The following is a 13579-nucleotide window of genomic DNA, read 5'->3' on the forward strand; positions in this document are numbered from 1 at the left end:
TACACGGGGTTGACCATATCCCGGCAGCATGATGACATTGGTGTCAGCATATAATTGCCAAGGACGATTCTCATGAAGACCATGATCAAGGCGGCGGCCTCCGGGCTCGCGCTGGCCGCGCTGCTGGCGACGGCCCCCGCCTCGGCGCAGGACGCCGCACCGGCAGCTGCTCCGACCGCCGCCGAGGCCGATGCCTTCGTCGCCGCGACAGAAAAGGAGTATCTCGAATTCCTGACCTTCGCTGCACAGGTCCAGTGGATCAACAGCACCTACCTGACCGACGATACCGACGCGGTCGCCGCAAAGGTCGGCGCCGAGGATACCGAGATGCAGGTCCGCTATGCCAAGGGCGCTGCCCGCTTCGACGGCGTCAAGGGACTGAGCTACGACACCGCGCGCAAGCTGGGCCGGCTCAAGCAGCGTATCGTCCTGCCCGCCCCCGACACGCCCGGCGCGGCGCGCGAGCTCAGCGATCTCTCAACCCGGCTTCAGTCGGCCTATGGCAAGGGCCGCGGCACCTTGCGCGGGCAGGAGATCAATGGCTCGGACATCGAGGCCGAGATGGGTACCAACCGCAATCCTGCCGAGCTTCAGGAAATGTGGGTGAGCTGGCACGACAATGTCGGCAAACCCATGCGCGGCGATTATGCCAAGCTGGTCGAGATCGCCAACAAGGGCGCGGTCGATCTCGGCTATCAGGATCTCGGCGCGATGTGGCGCGCGGGCTATGACATGCCCGCCGACGATTTCGCCAAGATGATGGACAAGCTGTGGGTTCAGGTGAAGCCGCTCTACGATGCGCTGCACTGCTACACCCGCGCGAGACTCAACCAGAAATATGGCGATGCCGTCCAGGCGAAGACCGGTCCGATCCGCGCTGATCTGCTCGGCAATATGTGGGCGCAGGAATGGGGCAACATCTATGACGTGGTGGCCCCGCCCGGCGCAGGCGATGTCGGCTACGATGTCGGCGAACTGCTCGTCGCCAAGGGCTATGATGCGGTCAAGATGGTGAAGGCCGGCGAGGGCTTCTACAGCTCGCTGGGCTTCGCTCCGTTACCGGACACCTTCTGGACCCGTTCGCAAATCACCAAGCCGCGCGACCGCGAGGTCGTGTGCCATGCCTCCGCCTGGGACGTCGACAACAAGGACGACCTGCGCATCAAGATGTGCACCAAGGTCAATGGCGACGACTTCGTCACTATCCACCACGAACTCGGCCATAATTATTACCAGCGCGCGTATAACCAGCAGCCGCAACTCTACATGGACGGCGCCAATGACGGCTTCCACGAGGCGATCGGCGATTTTGTCGCGCTGTCGATCACGCCCGACTATCTGGTGAAGATTGGCCTGCTCGATTCCGCCAAGGTGCCGAGCGCCGATAAGGATATCGGTCTGTTGCTCCGTCAGGCGATGGACAAGGTTGCCTTCCTGCCGTTCGGCCTGTTAATGGACAAGTGGCGCTGGGGCGTGTTCAGCGGCGCGACCAAGCCGGCCGAATATAACAAGGCATGGACCGATCTGCGCGTGCAATATCAGGGCATCGTCTCTCCGGTTCCGCGCGACGAGGGCGATTTCGATCCGGGTGCGAAGTTCCACATTCCGGGCAACACCCCCTATGCACGCTATTTCCTCGCCCGCATCCTGCAGTTCCAGTTCTACAAGGCGGCCTGCGACCAGGCCGGCTGGAAGGGGCCGCTCCATCGTTGCTCCTTCTACGGCGACAAGAAGGTCGGCGAGCGGCTGAACGCGATGCTCGCCATGGGACAGTCGAAACCTTGGCCCGATGCGCTCGAAGCCTTCACAGGCAGCCGCGAGATCGACGGCAAGGCGATGATCGCCTATTTCAAGCCCTTGATCGGCTGGCTCAACGCGCAGAACAAGGGCCAGCGCTGCGGCTGGTGACCGGTAGTAGAGTGGCGCCGATTTCAAGCGAATCGGCGCCCCTCGTATCAGATTACGCATGTCTTTGCGGGCGCCGAGATCGCCGCGCGGCAGTCGACCATATCGTGCATTTGTCAGCAGATAGGCGGGTTTCGGCTCCAAAATGGTCGTAACTGCCCGAAAACGGCACAAATTGCCCTCCTGCACTGTTGCATTTTGAAACGTTCGGCGGCACGGCACCGGCCCAATCGAAACATAGTTATAATGGCCGCCGGGTTGATCGTTTCTTCCTGGAATCATTTTATTGTTTCTGGGGGACAATGACCGCAGCGCTCGTGAATGTCTTCGCGCTGAGTTTCATCGCAGCCATGCTGGCGGCGGTGATGCTTATTGCGTGGCGCAGTTTCGGCAAGCCCCGCTATGCCATGATATGGGCGATCGCTTTCGGCGTCGCCACCGTCGAATGGGTAGGCAATCTGTTTGTCCGCTTCCACGCCAGCGACAATCTGCTGCTCTGCTCGCTGGTCGTCGGCCTGTGCTGCCTTTCCAACGCGCTCATCGCGATCGGCTTCGTCCAGAGGATCCGCCCCGGCGCGACGATGACGCCGTTGCTGCTCGCCGCGGTGGCCGCGGCAATCGCGATCACGACGATCGTCTTCCTGTTTCCGCAACGCGACATGCGCGACGCGATCTGGCTCTTCTTCGGCGGCACGATGCTGGCGATCAGCGCCGGCACGATCGTGCGGTCGCTTCGCACTGCTTCGCTCCCGGAACGCGCGACGATGGCGATGCTGATCCTGTTCATGCTGGTCGACTTCGGCCTGGGCGCGCTCGCGCTCGGCCAGGGCATCAGCGGCGAGGGCGAGCGTTACCAGTTGTTCCGCCTCGTGCTGGTGCTGCTTTATCCGCTGGCCTTTATCGGCGTGGGCATCTTCTCGGTCTTCCTGGTCGCCGCAGACCTTGCCGAGAATATGCGCATGCTTGCGACTTCGGATGAGCTGACCGGCATCTACAATCGCCGCGGTTTCGAGGAGTCGGCGGAACGCGCTATCCGTAACGCCCAGCGCCAGCGCCAGCCACTTGCGGTCGTGGTCGGCGACATCGACAATTTCAAGGCCGTTAACGATAAGCACGGCCATTCGGTGGGCGATCGCGCGCTCAAACATTTCGCGACCAGGCTCGAACGGATGGTCCGGCGCGGCGACCTGATCGGCAGGATCGGTGGCGAGGAGTTCGCGCTGCTGCTGGTTAACACGCGCGCACAAGACGCCCTGGAGGTGGTCGAGCGTATCCGCCGCGACATCGGCACCATGCCGGTCGAGGGCCGCAACAAGATCGTCATGACCGCCAGCTTCGGTGTCACCGGGCTGCGGCCGGGCGACATCTCCCTCGCCGCCCTTCTCTTGCGCGCCGACCGCGCGCTTTACCGCTCGAAGCTCGAAGGCCGCGATCGCGTGACCAGCGCCGAGGACCTCGAGGACCGGATCTGAAGGTCAGTCCTTCGCAGCTCTGAACATCTCGATCAGCTGCGGCGCGATCCGGTCGATATCATGGCGGACGAGGATGCGCTTGCGCCCGACGCGGCCCATCTTCGCCAGCGCCCCCTTTGTCGCCGACATCACCTCGCCAATCGCCGCGGCCAGCCCTTCGGCGTCACCAGGCTCGACCAGCCAGCCGCATGTCTCGTCGACGAGCTCGGGGATGCCCGCTATCCGGGTGGTGATCACCGGCCGGCCCATTGCAAATGCCTCCATGATCACGATCGGCAGGCCTTCGGCATGACTGGGGAGCAGCAGAGCGCGGGTTTCCCTGATGCGGCGGCGGACTTCGGCATTGGTCCGCCAGCCGAGCAGCTTGACCCGGCCGCCGGTGCCGGTCCCCGTGACCTCGCGCTCGATCGCGGCGCGACACTCACCATCCCCGATCAGCACCACCGACAGGCCCGGATGATCGCGCCCCGCCGCCGCGATCGCGGCGGGGATCTCGGCCTGGCCCTTTTGCGGACAGAGGCGACCGACTGATAGCAATCGCCCGCTCATCGGCGGCGGGCTCGGTTCGGCGGGATAGTCGGACAGATCGACGCCGCACGGCACGACCCGGACCCGGCCCGCGAGATGTTCGGGCAGACAGGCAAGCAGGCGGTCACGGCAATAGCCGCTGATCGCGACGACGAAGGCCGCATTCAAGGCCTTGTCGGCGACGCTATTCGCGTCCAGCTGCTCAAGCTCGTCGGGACCATGGACGGTGAAGCTATAGCGCGGGCCGCCAAGCAGCCGGCACAACATCGCCACCGTCGCGGCATTGGTCGAAAAATGCGCATGGACATGGTCGATACCAAGCTGGGCGCAACGCACTCTGAGCCGGATCGCCTGGGCGAGATAGGCGCCGTGGCGGATGAAACCCCCGCCCGCCGCGCGGTGCAGACCGCCTACCGCCTCGAAAGCCTCGCCAAAGCTGCGCGGATTGAGCAGCGCATAGCGCGCAAGCCCGCGGAGAAGCCGTCCGCCATGTCCGGTCAGCAGATATTCGGTGCGGCCGCGCTCGCTCATATCCTGGGGATCGACGAGCCGTTCGGACCAGTGGCGCACCGCGAAGCGCTTCACCGGCACCCCTGCCCGCTCGATCGCCGCGATCTCGCGCCGGATGAAGGTGGTGCTCGTCATCGGATAGCTGTTGAGCAGATAGGCGAGCCTCATGCCTGCCGCGCCTCTGCGATCAGCCGGGCGACAGCGAGCATGCGCTCGTGGCTGATCAGCGGGCTTTCGACCGCGCCGCTGCGGAACAGCGCGGTGAAATGCTCGACCTCATGGGCGTAAGGCGACCCGCCATGGCCATGCCAGCGGCCGGTGACGCGGCCGGCGAGATCAACGATTCGCCGCACGCCGCCGTTCTGGCGCAAGCCGCGCCACATGCGGGACGGTCGAACGTCGTGCGCGGTGAAGCGCAGGCGTTGCGCGCTTAGCAAGGGCGGCGCGACCTCGACCGCCCCGGCATCGCCCTCGATCCGCAGGCTATTGTCGAGCCGCTCGTCGAACGAGACCGCGAGATCGGACCGGCTGCCGTTCCTATGATCGAGCCGGAACCGCGCGGCGACGTCGACGCCGCGCCTGTCGCGCTCCACCTCGGCGCTGGCGCTCGCCACCGGACCTAGTGCGATCAGCGCGAGCATCAGCGGATAGACCGCGCGATCCGCGAGAACGCCACCATCGGGTTCGAACAGACGCGGCTGAGATTGGTCGTCGGTCGGATAGCCAAAGCTCGCTTCGAGATGCCGGACCGCACCGAGCCGGCCCGCATCGGCCGCCTGCAATGCCGTGGCCACCGCCGGCAGGAAGGGCGTCGCCACCGCCTCCATGTAGAGCAGACCGGATCGTTGCGATATCGATATGATATCTTCGGCCTCGGCCGGCGTCATCGCAAAGGGCTTTTCGCACAGCACCGCCTTGCCCGATGCCAGCGCCGACCGGGCATGCGCGGCATGATCGCGATTGCGGCTGGCAATATAGACCGCATCGGCGGCGTCGATCGGCACATCGCCGATCAGCGCGCGCATCGCCGCCGCCATCCGCCCACGGCCGATGACGGCGAAGCGGAGCGGCATCATCAGCCGGCCCAGTCCATCGGCGACATCGGGGCGAAGGCCGTAACGATGTGATGATCGCCGCCCGCCTGCATCGCCAGCGACACTTCGGTCAGATGAAGCGCGAAATCGCCCGCGAGGCGCGGGGCTCTCCCCATCGCGATTGCCCGCGCCATTTCGGCGATGCCCAGCGCGAAGTTCATCGAAGCGCTCCCCCGGCGGCCAACGATCGGATGCCCCTCCCCGGTTGGGCGGACCCGCGTCGCAAACGGGCTGTTGACCAGCCGGCGGCGGATGACGTGCCGCCGGCGTATCCGCACCGGCGCGGCATTGGCCCAGGCATCGTCGACCTCGAGCACGCCAGCGTCGCCGAAGATGCGCAAGCGGCGATCGTGACGTGCGACGATCGAGCAGGTGAGCCTCGCAACCATGGCGTCGAAGAACAGGCTGGCCGAGGCATAGTCGGGGACATCATGCTCCGCGCCGGTCTGGCTGTCGTCGAGCAGCCGCGCCGCGCCGCCGACCACGCGGCGCACCGGCCCGAACATCGCCATCAACCAGGAGAGATAATAGCCGGCATGTTCGAGGGTGCAGCCGGTACGGAACTCGTCGGCGGCCGGCCAGGGGGCGCCGCTTGCCGAACGCCAGCGTCCATGCGGCGCGGCGGGAAGGAAATCATCGTCGAGCTCGGCATAAGCGAGCCGGGGCTTGCCGATCCGGCCGTCGCGGATCGCGCTCCAGGCAGTTTGCGCCGCCCGCCCCAGCAGACTGCATGGCGCCGAGGCGAGATGGCGACCGCGGGAGGCGGCCAGCGCCATCAGCGCCTCGGCCTCGGCCATCGTCATCGCCAACGGCTTTTCGCACCAGACATGAACTCCACCCTCCAGCGCGGCGCGCGAAACCGCCGCATGGGCGTGGGGATTGGTGAGGTTGAGGAGGATGTCGGGGCGCAGCGCGAGCAGCGGGTCGAGCCCCGCCGCTGCGGGCACCCCCCAATGGCCGGTGAAGGCCGCGAGCCGATCGGAATCAATGTCCCAAACGCCGACGATATCGAGTCCCGGGAAGGTGCGAATCGACGGCAGATAGAGGTCGGCGACATAGCCGGCCCCTACGATCGCGATTCGGGCGGCCGCCCGATGGTCCCCCGCTGCCATGTTGCCAAGCCTAGAGTCGGCGGGGAGCCTCCGCAATGGCCGGCGGTGCGATATCAATCGAGATATCAAGGCATATCAATGCTCACCGGCGCAGCCGGCCGAGGTGAACCAAATATGGCACGGCCATATCGCCTTAGGACGCGTTGATATGACCATTGTGTGTCGGGTTTTACACGGTCGCGGTTTAACGATATGATCACTGTCATGGAATCGGATCGCATCCATAAGCTAACCGAGGCGCAGCGTGTCTGCCTGCGCATGGTGCTGATGCATCTTTCGTCCAAGGATATCGCCCGCGAGCTGGGTATTTCGCCGCACACGGTGGACCAGCGGCTGCGCATGGCGATCCAGGCGCTGGGCGTCGCAAATCGCTTTGAGGCGGCGCGAATCCTCGCGAAATACGAGAACCCGAACCCATATCAATCAGCCGTATATCAAACGCCGCATGTTGCTCCTGCCACCGTCCATGCCACTGTTGGGTCGTCCGACATTCATGGGGTTCGGCAGAGCGAGACGGGTTTCCACGGCTCGGCGGTACGGGAGGAACAGATTGCGTTCCGAACACCCGCCTTCGCCACGAGTGGCAACTTCATCAACCTGCCTTTCCCCACGCCGGGGAGGGAGCGTAATGACCTAAATCTGTTGCAGCGGCTGGGCTGGATCGTTTCGATCTCCATAGGCTCGGCCATTGCCTTCGGCGGGCTTCTTGCCGGACTCGACGCGCTGAAACGGCTCTTCCAGGCCTAAGCGCCTCACCTAGTTTCTTACAGCATCGTCCAACAGGGACGCGCTGGCCCCATGGGTGGCCGCGCGAAGGGAGAATCTCATGTTCAATCGCCTCACCATTCTCAAGCGTCGTGAAGTTGCCCAGGGTGTCGCCGATCGTCTGATGGCCGCCGAACATGCGATCGATCTGGCTATTGCCCGCACTGCCGAGCTGACCGGCTTCATCCCCGCCGCCCGCGCCGACGCCGATCTGGCTTGCGAAGTGGGTCAGGAAGCCCTCGAATATGCAGCGGAGAGCTTCTCGGCGCTGGTCAAGGCGCGTGCCCAGATGATCGCGAGCCATCGCGAACTGGCCGCAACCAAGGATCAGGTCGGGCTCAAGACCTATGCTCTGGGCGGCCTGGTCGGCAAGGCGGAAGTACGTCACCTCCAAGAGGTCGCGTAGCCGTCGCCTGAGCTGGTTCCGCCCCGCCATGCTTGACCGGAGCATATCCTTGTGATCCGGTCGCCGCATGGCCCAATGGAACCAGTTCGTCTACCTGCTCGCGCTCATCCTCGTCAGTTCCTATGCGGGACGGCTCGGAGGATGGCCGGAGCGGGCCGGCGCGGCGATCATGGTCGTGGGCTCGATCCTGACCGTGATAGCCGCGATGTCATTCTTCCCGGGATGGCGAACCCCCGAGGCAGGCATCTTCATCGTAGACCTGCTCGTCCTCGCGGCGTTCGGCAATCTGGCACTGTATAGCGATCGATTTTGGCCAATATGGGTAACATCCTTCCATTTGATCGCAGTGACCATCCACGTGGCCACGCTCGTCGATCCTTCGGTGGCGGCGCGGGCCTATTCATGGGCAGCGGAAGTCTGGGCCTATCCGATGCTGCTGGGCATAGCGGCCGGCACGCGGAATCATATTCACCGGCAGGCCATGATCCCCAAGGGGAATGCCGTCAGATATTAGAAGGGTTGCTGGCCCCGCTCGGCAACCCGCATACCGGCGCGATCATTGACGAGCTGCTCGACGAATATGGCAGCGTCCCCGCGATCCTGGCGGCCGAGCCCGCCGCGCTGCACGCCTGCCTGCCCGAGGATAGCGGCGTGGCCGATTTTCTCGTCGCGGTGCGGATGACGATGCTCCACTCGCTGCGCACCGAGCTGGGCCAGAGCCCCATCCTGTCGACCTCCGAGGCGCTGACCGACTATCTCTTCGCGAGCATGGCCTACAACACGGTCGAACATCTGCGGGTGCTGTTCCTCAACTCGACCAACCGGCTGCTGCGCGACGAGGTGATGGCGCGCGGTACCGTCAACCAGGCGCCGCTCTATCCGCGCGAAATCCTCAAGCGCGCGCTGGAGATCGGCGCGACCGCGCTGATCATCGTGCATAATCATCCGTCGGGCGATCCGACGCCGTGCCAGGCGGACGTCAAGGCGACCGCGCATCTGGTCGCCGCCGCCCGCCCGCTAGAGATCGCCGTTCATGACCACCTGATCGTCGCCCGCACCGGTTGGCGCAGCCTCCGCGCGGAAGGATTGATTTAGGGCATGTCCCAGTCGTCGGGAAAAAGAGTTACGCAGTGATGGAGAACAGCATGATCCGGGACTTTGCAAGGAGGGTGATCGATGATTTTGGCGATCAGACCGACAGCTATGTCGCCAGCCGCATCGGTGTGCTGATCCGCGACGGCGACAGCTATGGCGTCGGCCTGTGGAAGGCAGTCGCGAGCGAGATCGAGCGCATCCGTCTGCCCGAGACGCATATGCCGCGCAGCCGCCACTGAAACGGCGCTCAGGCGAACAGCACTAGCGAGAGCTGACACAGGGTACCCAGCCGGCCGTCCTCCCCCCGATCCGGCCGGCTGGGGACACAGGGAGGACTTCCAGCCCCCAACAGGGCGGCGGACCGACAAGGGGCTTGTGGTCCGCCGCCCGACTTTTGCGGGCCATTCCTACCGTTGCTCAGGTTCGATCAATCCACCCGAAATAATGGCCAAGCAGTGCCGCCGTGTAGGTGGCGCAGCTTTCCCGTGACAGATAATGACGCGCGAATGTCTCCGATCGCCTGGCGATGGCACGATCGCGCTCGCGTGTCGCATCAGCCTGGGCCAGGATTGCCAGGACATCATCGTCACGCCGCACCGGAAGATAGTGACGCCACGCCTCCAGCCCGCGAAAATAGAATAGCTCGAAGGCCGAGGCATATTTGACCAGCACCGAGCAGCTGGCGAGCGCGCGGGCAACCCGTGAGCAAGTGGCGCCGTTGCCGTCCATCGACAGCAGATAGCGATAGTCGAGTTGTTCGCTCCAAGTGCGCCGCCGACTACCGAAACCCAGCATCGCAATGCTGTTCGCCGTCTCGGGAGTGTCGCACTGCACGATCAATGGCAGTTCGAAGGTGACGCCCGGCTTGTCGGCAAAGAAGGCGGCAGCGCGCAACCGGGGGTGCGCGAGAGTCGCCACCATGTCCGCGGTGATGATGCCGCCGGTGGTGGCGCCGACGAAGATGGCCTGCGCCAGCTTGTCGTCGAAGGCGATCGGATCGATGCAGGCCGAATCCTCCATGAACCCCATCGTCAGCAGATCGACGTCGGGCAGCAGCATCGTGCCGCTGCCTCGCTGCTTCTGATATTCGAACAATGGTACGTCGCTACGCGGGGCACCGCGATCATGAACGCCTATCAGGAGCGGGGAACGCGGCTCGATCGCGAAATCGCGCACCACGCCGGAGAGGAAGTCTCCGTACAGATCGGCGCGTTCTGCCATCAGCGGATCTGCGCCGGGCTTGGCAACGGGACGAAGCCCGCCGCCCGTCGGCTCGAGCAGATAGATGGAGGGCGATGCCGCAGCGATCGCCCGCAGCCGCAGGGCCAGATCACGGGGCTTTTCGACATCGCGCCACGGCGCGAATTCATGCTCGGCCCAGTGCGCCGACTTAGTCATGCCACATCAGTCCCGATCAGTTCTCGTCGCCCATGCGAAGCGCGGCGATGAAGGCTTCCTGCGGGATGTTCACATTGCCATATTCGCGCATGCGCTTCTTGCCCTCCTTCTGCTTGTCGAGGAGCTTGCGCTTGCGGCTGGCGTCGCCGCCGTAGCATTTGGCGGTGACGTCCTTGCGCATCGCCGCGATCGTCTCCCGCGCGATCACCTTGCCGCCGATCGCGGCCTGGACCGGGATCTTGAACAGGTGGCGGGGTATCAGGTCCTTCAGCCGCTCGCACATCCCACGGCCGCGCACCTCCGCGGTGCCGCGGTGGACGATCATGCTCAGCGCATCGACCGGCTCGGCATTGACCATGATGCTCATCTTGACGAGGTCCCCCTCGCGATAGCCGATCTGGTGATAGTCGAAGCTGGCATAGCCGCGGCTGATCGACTTCAGGCGGTCGTAGAAGTCGAACACCACCTCGTTGAGCGGCAGTTCATAGGTGATCTGCGCGCGGCCGCCGACATAGGTCAGGTTCTTCTGGATACCGCGCCGGTCCTGGCACAGTTTGAGCAGCGAGCCGAGATATTCGTCGGGGACATAGATGGTCGCCTCGATCCAAGGCTCCTCGATCATGTCGATCCGATTGGGATCGGGCATATCGGCCGGGTTGTGCAGTTCGATGACCTTGGCGTCCTCGGTCTTCGAATGACTCAGGTTGAGGCGGTAGACCACCGACGGTGCGGTGGTGATCAGGTCGAGATCATATTCCCGGGTCAGCCGCTCCTGGATGATCTCCAGGTGGAGCAGCCCAAGAAAGCCGCACCGGAAGCCGAAGCCGAGCGCCGCCGAGCTCTCCGCTTCGAAGCTGAACGACGCATCGTTGAGGCGCAGCTTGTAAAGGCTGTCGCGCAGCTTCTCGAAATCGGCGGCGTCGACCGGAAAGAGACCGCAGAACACCACCGGCTGGACTTCCTTGAAGCCCGGCAGCGGCTCGGCGGTCGGCTTCTTTGCGTCAGTGATCGTGTCGCCGACCGCGGTCTGGCTGACTTCCTTGATCTGGGCGGTAATGATCCCGATCTCGCCCGCCGCCAGTTCGGTCAGCTGTTCGAGCTTGGGCCGCATGCACGCCACCCGATCGACCAGATGCTGGGTGCCATGCTGCATGAACATGATCTGCTGGCCCTTCTTCAGGATCCCCTCGACCACGCGCACCAGAATGACGACGCCGAGATAGGGGTCGTACCAGCTGTCGACGAGCATCGCCTTCAACGGTGCGCTGCGGTCCCCCTTGGGCGGCGGAATGCGGGTGACGACCGCTTCGAGCACCTCCTCGATGCCGATGCCCGATTTCGCCGAGGCGAGCACGGCATCGTCGGCGGGAAGGCCGATGATGTCCTCGATCTCCTTCTTCACCTTTTCGGGTTCGGCGGCGGGCAGATCGATCTTGTTGATGACCGGAACGATCTCATGATCATGCTCGATCGACTGATAGACATTGGCCAGGGTCTGCGCCTCGACGCCCTGCGCCGCGTCGACGACCAGCAACGCGCCCTCGCACGCGGCCAGGCTGCGCGAAACTTCATAGGCGAAGTCGACATGGCCCGGCGTGTCCATCAGGTTCAGGACATACTCCTTGCCGTCCTTGGCCTTGTAATTGAGGCGCACGGTCTGCGCCTTGATCGTGATGCCGCGCTCCTTCTCGATGTCCATATTATCGAGCACCTGCGCCGACATCTCGCGTGCGCTGAGCCCGCCGGTCTGCTGGATCAGCCGGTCGGCGAGCGTCGACTTGCCATGGTCGATATGGGCGATGATCGAAAAGTTGCGGATGCGGTCGATCGGAACGGTCACGAATATCTCAATCACGGAGAGAGGAAGGTGCGCGCGCCATAGCAATGCAAGCGTCAGGACGCAAAGTTACAGCAACAGACCGCAATGTGATTTTCAGCATAGCCATCAATTCCGGTTTCAGGGATCGTGATGGATGTGACGGGGTGCGATTCGCGTAAGGGAACGCTCACGCTTCGTCTCGAACATGAACGGGGGTTCTCACAATGAAATACGCTCTTCTGGCGGCGACCGCCGCTGCCTTGCTTTCCACGCAACCCGCCTTCGCCGCTGACGAGGCCATCGCCTTGTCGAAATGCGACAAACCGATCGGCAGCATCGCGGTGGTCGATGGCGACACCCAGGGCTGGACCAAATATGGGCTGAGCAGCCCACGCGACCTGATCGCCGCAATGGCGATGCAGAGCGGCTGCTTCACGCTGCAGGCGGGCGGCAGCGGCGCACCCGCCGACTTCCTGCTCAACGCGATCGCCGGCGACAAGGAAGAGGTCGATCAGGGGACCAATCTGGCCAAGACCGCGCTGACCGAGGGCCTCGTCCGCTCGGGCATGGCGGGCCGGCTCGCCGGCGGGATTCCCTTTGGCGGTCAGGCGCTCGGCATGCTCGGCGGCTTCGGCGGCAAGAAGAAGACGATCGCGGCTGGCCTGCGCGTGATCAGCCCGGCAACCGGCCAGACGGTCGTCACCGGATCGGGCACCCAGACCAAGACCCAGATGTCGCTCGGCGGCTTCGGCCCCGCCGGTCTGGTCGCGAGCAATCCCTGGGGTGAGGCCGCCAAGGCCCAGATGGCCGCGATGGGCTATGGCGATCCCTATGCGGGCAACAGTGGCTATTCGAGCTCGAAGGACGGCCAGATGCTGACCACTGCGTTCGTCCAGGCGTTCAACAATGTCGTCGCGCAACAGGCGGCGCTGGTGGCGGTCAAGCCAGCGGGGAGCGCCGCGGGGGCTGCCGTCGCGACCCAGGTCGCGACCAAGCCCGGCTATACCACGGCGATCGACACGAAGCTCTATGCCCAGGCGGGCAAGGGCGCGGTGGTGCGCGCCCTGCGCGCCGGCACATTGTTGACGCCGAGCGGCGTTCGCGAGGGTCTGTTCGTCGAGGTCAGCGATGCCTATGGCACGAAAGGCTGGATCTCGGTCGAAGACCTGAAATGATCTGACGGCGGAGCCTGCCTCCACAATGACACGAAGGGCGCCGAGCGATCGGCGCCCTTTTTCCCTTTGCCTCGGATGCGACTAGGGGTTGTGGGGATTTAGGATTCACATTTTTGGGGAGATGTGATTCACACTTTGGATGGAACGCTTCGTACTGACCGACGCCCAGTGGGCAAAGATGGAACCGCATTGTCTGGGTAAGCCGACCGACCCGGGACGAAGCGGGAGGAACAACCGTCTATTTTTGGAGGCAGTGCTATGGATTGTCCGGACGGGCAGTCCATGGCGTGATCTGCCGAC

Annotated in this window: 14 protein-coding genes; 9 read left to right on the plus strand and 5 right to left on the minus strand. The window is 64.3% G+C overall.

The window, feature by feature from the left end; all coding sequences use genetic code 11:
• Positions 1-72: 72 nt before the first annotated feature.
• Complete coding sequence (locus WP12_RS10265; protein WP_084691076.1) at positions 73-1908, plus strand: M2 family metallopeptidase; 1836 nt, start codon at positions 73-75, stop codon at positions 1906-1908.
• Between the two features lie 299 nt (positions 1909-2207).
• Positions 2208-3377, plus strand: coding sequence for a GGDEF domain-containing protein (locus WP12_RS10270; RefSeq protein ID WP_046193618.1), 1170 nt, complete (start codon positions 2208-2210; stop codon positions 3375-3377).
• Between the two features lie 3 nt (positions 3378-3380).
• On the opposite strand, the gene WP12_RS10275 is transcribed toward WP12_RS10270, so the two are convergent.
• Genes WP12_RS10275 through WP12_RS10285 form a run of 3 tightly spaced genes read right to left on the minus strand, consistent with a single transcriptional unit; the run spans position 3381 to position 6621 of the window.
• A complete protein-coding gene (locus WP12_RS10275; RefSeq protein WP_046193619.1) occupies positions 3381-4583 on the minus strand; it encodes a glycosyltransferase family 4 protein in 1203 nt (400 codons plus the stop codon).
• Entirely contained in the window at positions 4580-5491 is a 912-nt protein-coding gene (locus WP12_RS10280) for a Gfo/Idh/MocA family protein (RefSeq protein WP_046193620.1), read from the minus strand. Before WP12_RS10280 ends, WP12_RS10275 begins: the two co-directional genes overlap by 4 nt.
• Positions 5491-6621 (minus strand): Gfo/Idh/MocA family protein, encoded by a 1131-nt coding sequence (locus tag WP12_RS10285; protein ID WP_046193621.1) that lies wholly within the window; start codon positions 6619-6621, stop codon positions 5491-5493. Before WP12_RS10285 ends, WP12_RS10280 begins: the two co-directional genes overlap by 1 nt.
• A gap of 204 nt (positions 6622-6825) precedes the next feature.
• Here WP12_RS10285 and WP12_RS10290 point away from each other — a divergent pair, with 204 nt between their 5' ends.
• The 5 genes from WP12_RS10290 to WP12_RS10310 all read left to right on the plus strand — a co-directional run bounded on the left by WP12_RS10290 (position 6826) and on the right by WP12_RS10310 (position 9126).
• The gene (locus WP12_RS10290) at positions 6826-7368 is read left to right on the plus strand and encodes a helix-turn-helix domain-containing protein (RefSeq protein WP_235399088.1); all 543 of its coding nucleotides are present in this window, start codon (positions 6826-6828) and stop codon (positions 7366-7368) included.
• Between the two features lie 79 nt (positions 7369-7447).
• On the plus strand, positions 7448-7792 hold the full coding sequence (locus WP12_RS10295; RefSeq protein WP_046193623.1) for a hypothetical protein: 345 nt from the start codon (positions 7448-7450) through the stop codon (positions 7790-7792).
• 67 nt (positions 7793-7859) lie between these two features.
• Positions 7860-8306: a hypothetical protein gene (locus WP12_RS10300; RefSeq protein ID WP_046193624.1), complete on the plus strand. Its 447-nt coding sequence runs from the start codon at positions 7860-7862 to the stop codon at positions 8304-8306.
• A gap of 5 nt (positions 8307-8311) precedes the next feature.
• Entirely contained in the window at positions 8312-8887 is a 576-nt protein-coding gene (locus WP12_RS10305) for a JAB domain-containing protein (protein WP_052730306.1), read from the plus strand.
• A 50-nt stretch (positions 8888-8937) separates the two neighbouring features.
• A complete protein-coding gene (locus WP12_RS10310; protein ID WP_235399089.1) occupies positions 8938-9126 on the plus strand; it encodes a DUF6961 family protein in 189 nt (62 codons plus the stop codon).
• A 178-nt stretch (positions 9127-9304) separates the two neighbouring features.
• Here the strand turns inward: WP12_RS10310 and WP12_RS10315 are convergent, their stop codons facing one another.
• On the minus strand, positions 9305-10285 hold the full coding sequence (locus tag WP12_RS10315) for a glycosyl transferase family 90 (protein WP_046193627.1): 981 nt from the start codon (positions 10283-10285) through the stop codon (positions 9305-9307).
• Between the two features lie 16 nt (positions 10286-10301).
• Positions 10302-12125: a translation elongation factor 4 gene (gene lepA / locus WP12_RS10320; protein WP_046193635.1), complete on the minus strand. Its 1824-nt coding sequence runs from the start codon at positions 12123-12125 to the stop codon at positions 10302-10304.
• Positions 12126-12328: 203 nt separating this feature from the next.
• Here lepA and WP12_RS10325 point away from each other — a divergent pair, with 203 nt between their 5' ends.
• Both WP12_RS10325 and WP12_RS24060 read left to right on the plus strand, forming a co-directional pair.
• Positions 12329-13279 (plus strand): SH3 domain-containing protein, encoded by a 951-nt coding sequence (locus tag WP12_RS10325; RefSeq protein ID WP_046193628.1) that lies wholly within the window; start codon positions 12329-12331, stop codon positions 13277-13279.
• A gap of 139 nt (positions 13280-13418) precedes the next feature.
• Positions 13419-13579, plus strand: a 161-nt coding sequence (locus WP12_RS24060) for a transposase (protein ID WP_152663831.1), incomplete at its 3' end; no start/stop codon positions are given.

The sequence above is a fragment of the Sphingomonas sp. SRS2 genome (assembly GCF_000971055.1).
Classification (GTDB): domain Bacteria; phylum Pseudomonadota; class Alphaproteobacteria; order Sphingomonadales; family Sphingomonadaceae; genus Rhizorhabdus.

Coding starts and splice junctions, on each gene's coding strand:
- WP12_RS10290 (WP_235399088.1), top strand. CDS start 6,826: ATGGAATCGGATCGCATCCATAAGCTAACCGAGGCGCAGCGTGTCTGC.
- WP12_RS10310 (WP_235399089.1), top strand. CDS start 8,938: ATGATCCGGGACTTTGCAAGGAGGGTGATCGATGATTTTGGCGATCAG.
- WP12_RS10325 (WP_046193628.1), top strand. CDS start 12,329: ATGAAATACGCTCTTCTGGCGGCGACCGCCGCTGCCTTGCTTTCCACG.
- WP12_RS10285 (WP_046193621.1), bottom strand. CDS start 6,621: ATGGCAGCGGGGGACCATCGGGCGGCCGCCCGAATCGCGATCGTAGGG.
- WP12_RS10315 (WP_046193627.1), bottom strand. CDS start 10,285: ATGACTAAGTCGGCGCACTGGGCCGAGCATGAATTCGCGCCGTGGCGC.
- WP12_RS10300 (WP_046193624.1), top strand. CDS start 7,860: ATGGCCCAATGGAACCAGTTCGTCTACCTGCTCGCGCTCATCCTCGTC.
- WP12_RS10275 (WP_046193619.1), bottom strand. CDS start 4,583: ATGAGGCTCGCCTATCTGCTCAACAGCTATCCGATGACGAGCACCACC.
- WP12_RS10265 (WP_084691076.1), top strand. CDS start 73: ATGAAGACCATGATCAAGGCGGCGGCCTCCGGGCTCGCGCTGGCCGCG.
- WP12_RS10280 (WP_046193620.1), bottom strand. CDS start 5,491: ATGATGCCGCTCCGCTTCGCCGTCATCGGCCGTGGGCGGATGGCGGCG.
- WP12_RS10295 (WP_046193623.1), top strand. CDS start 7,448: ATGTTCAATCGCCTCACCATTCTCAAGCGTCGTGAAGTTGCCCAGGGT.
- WP12_RS10270 (WP_046193618.1), top strand. CDS start 2,208: ATGACCGCAGCGCTCGTGAATGTCTTCGCGCTGAGTTTCATCGCAGCC.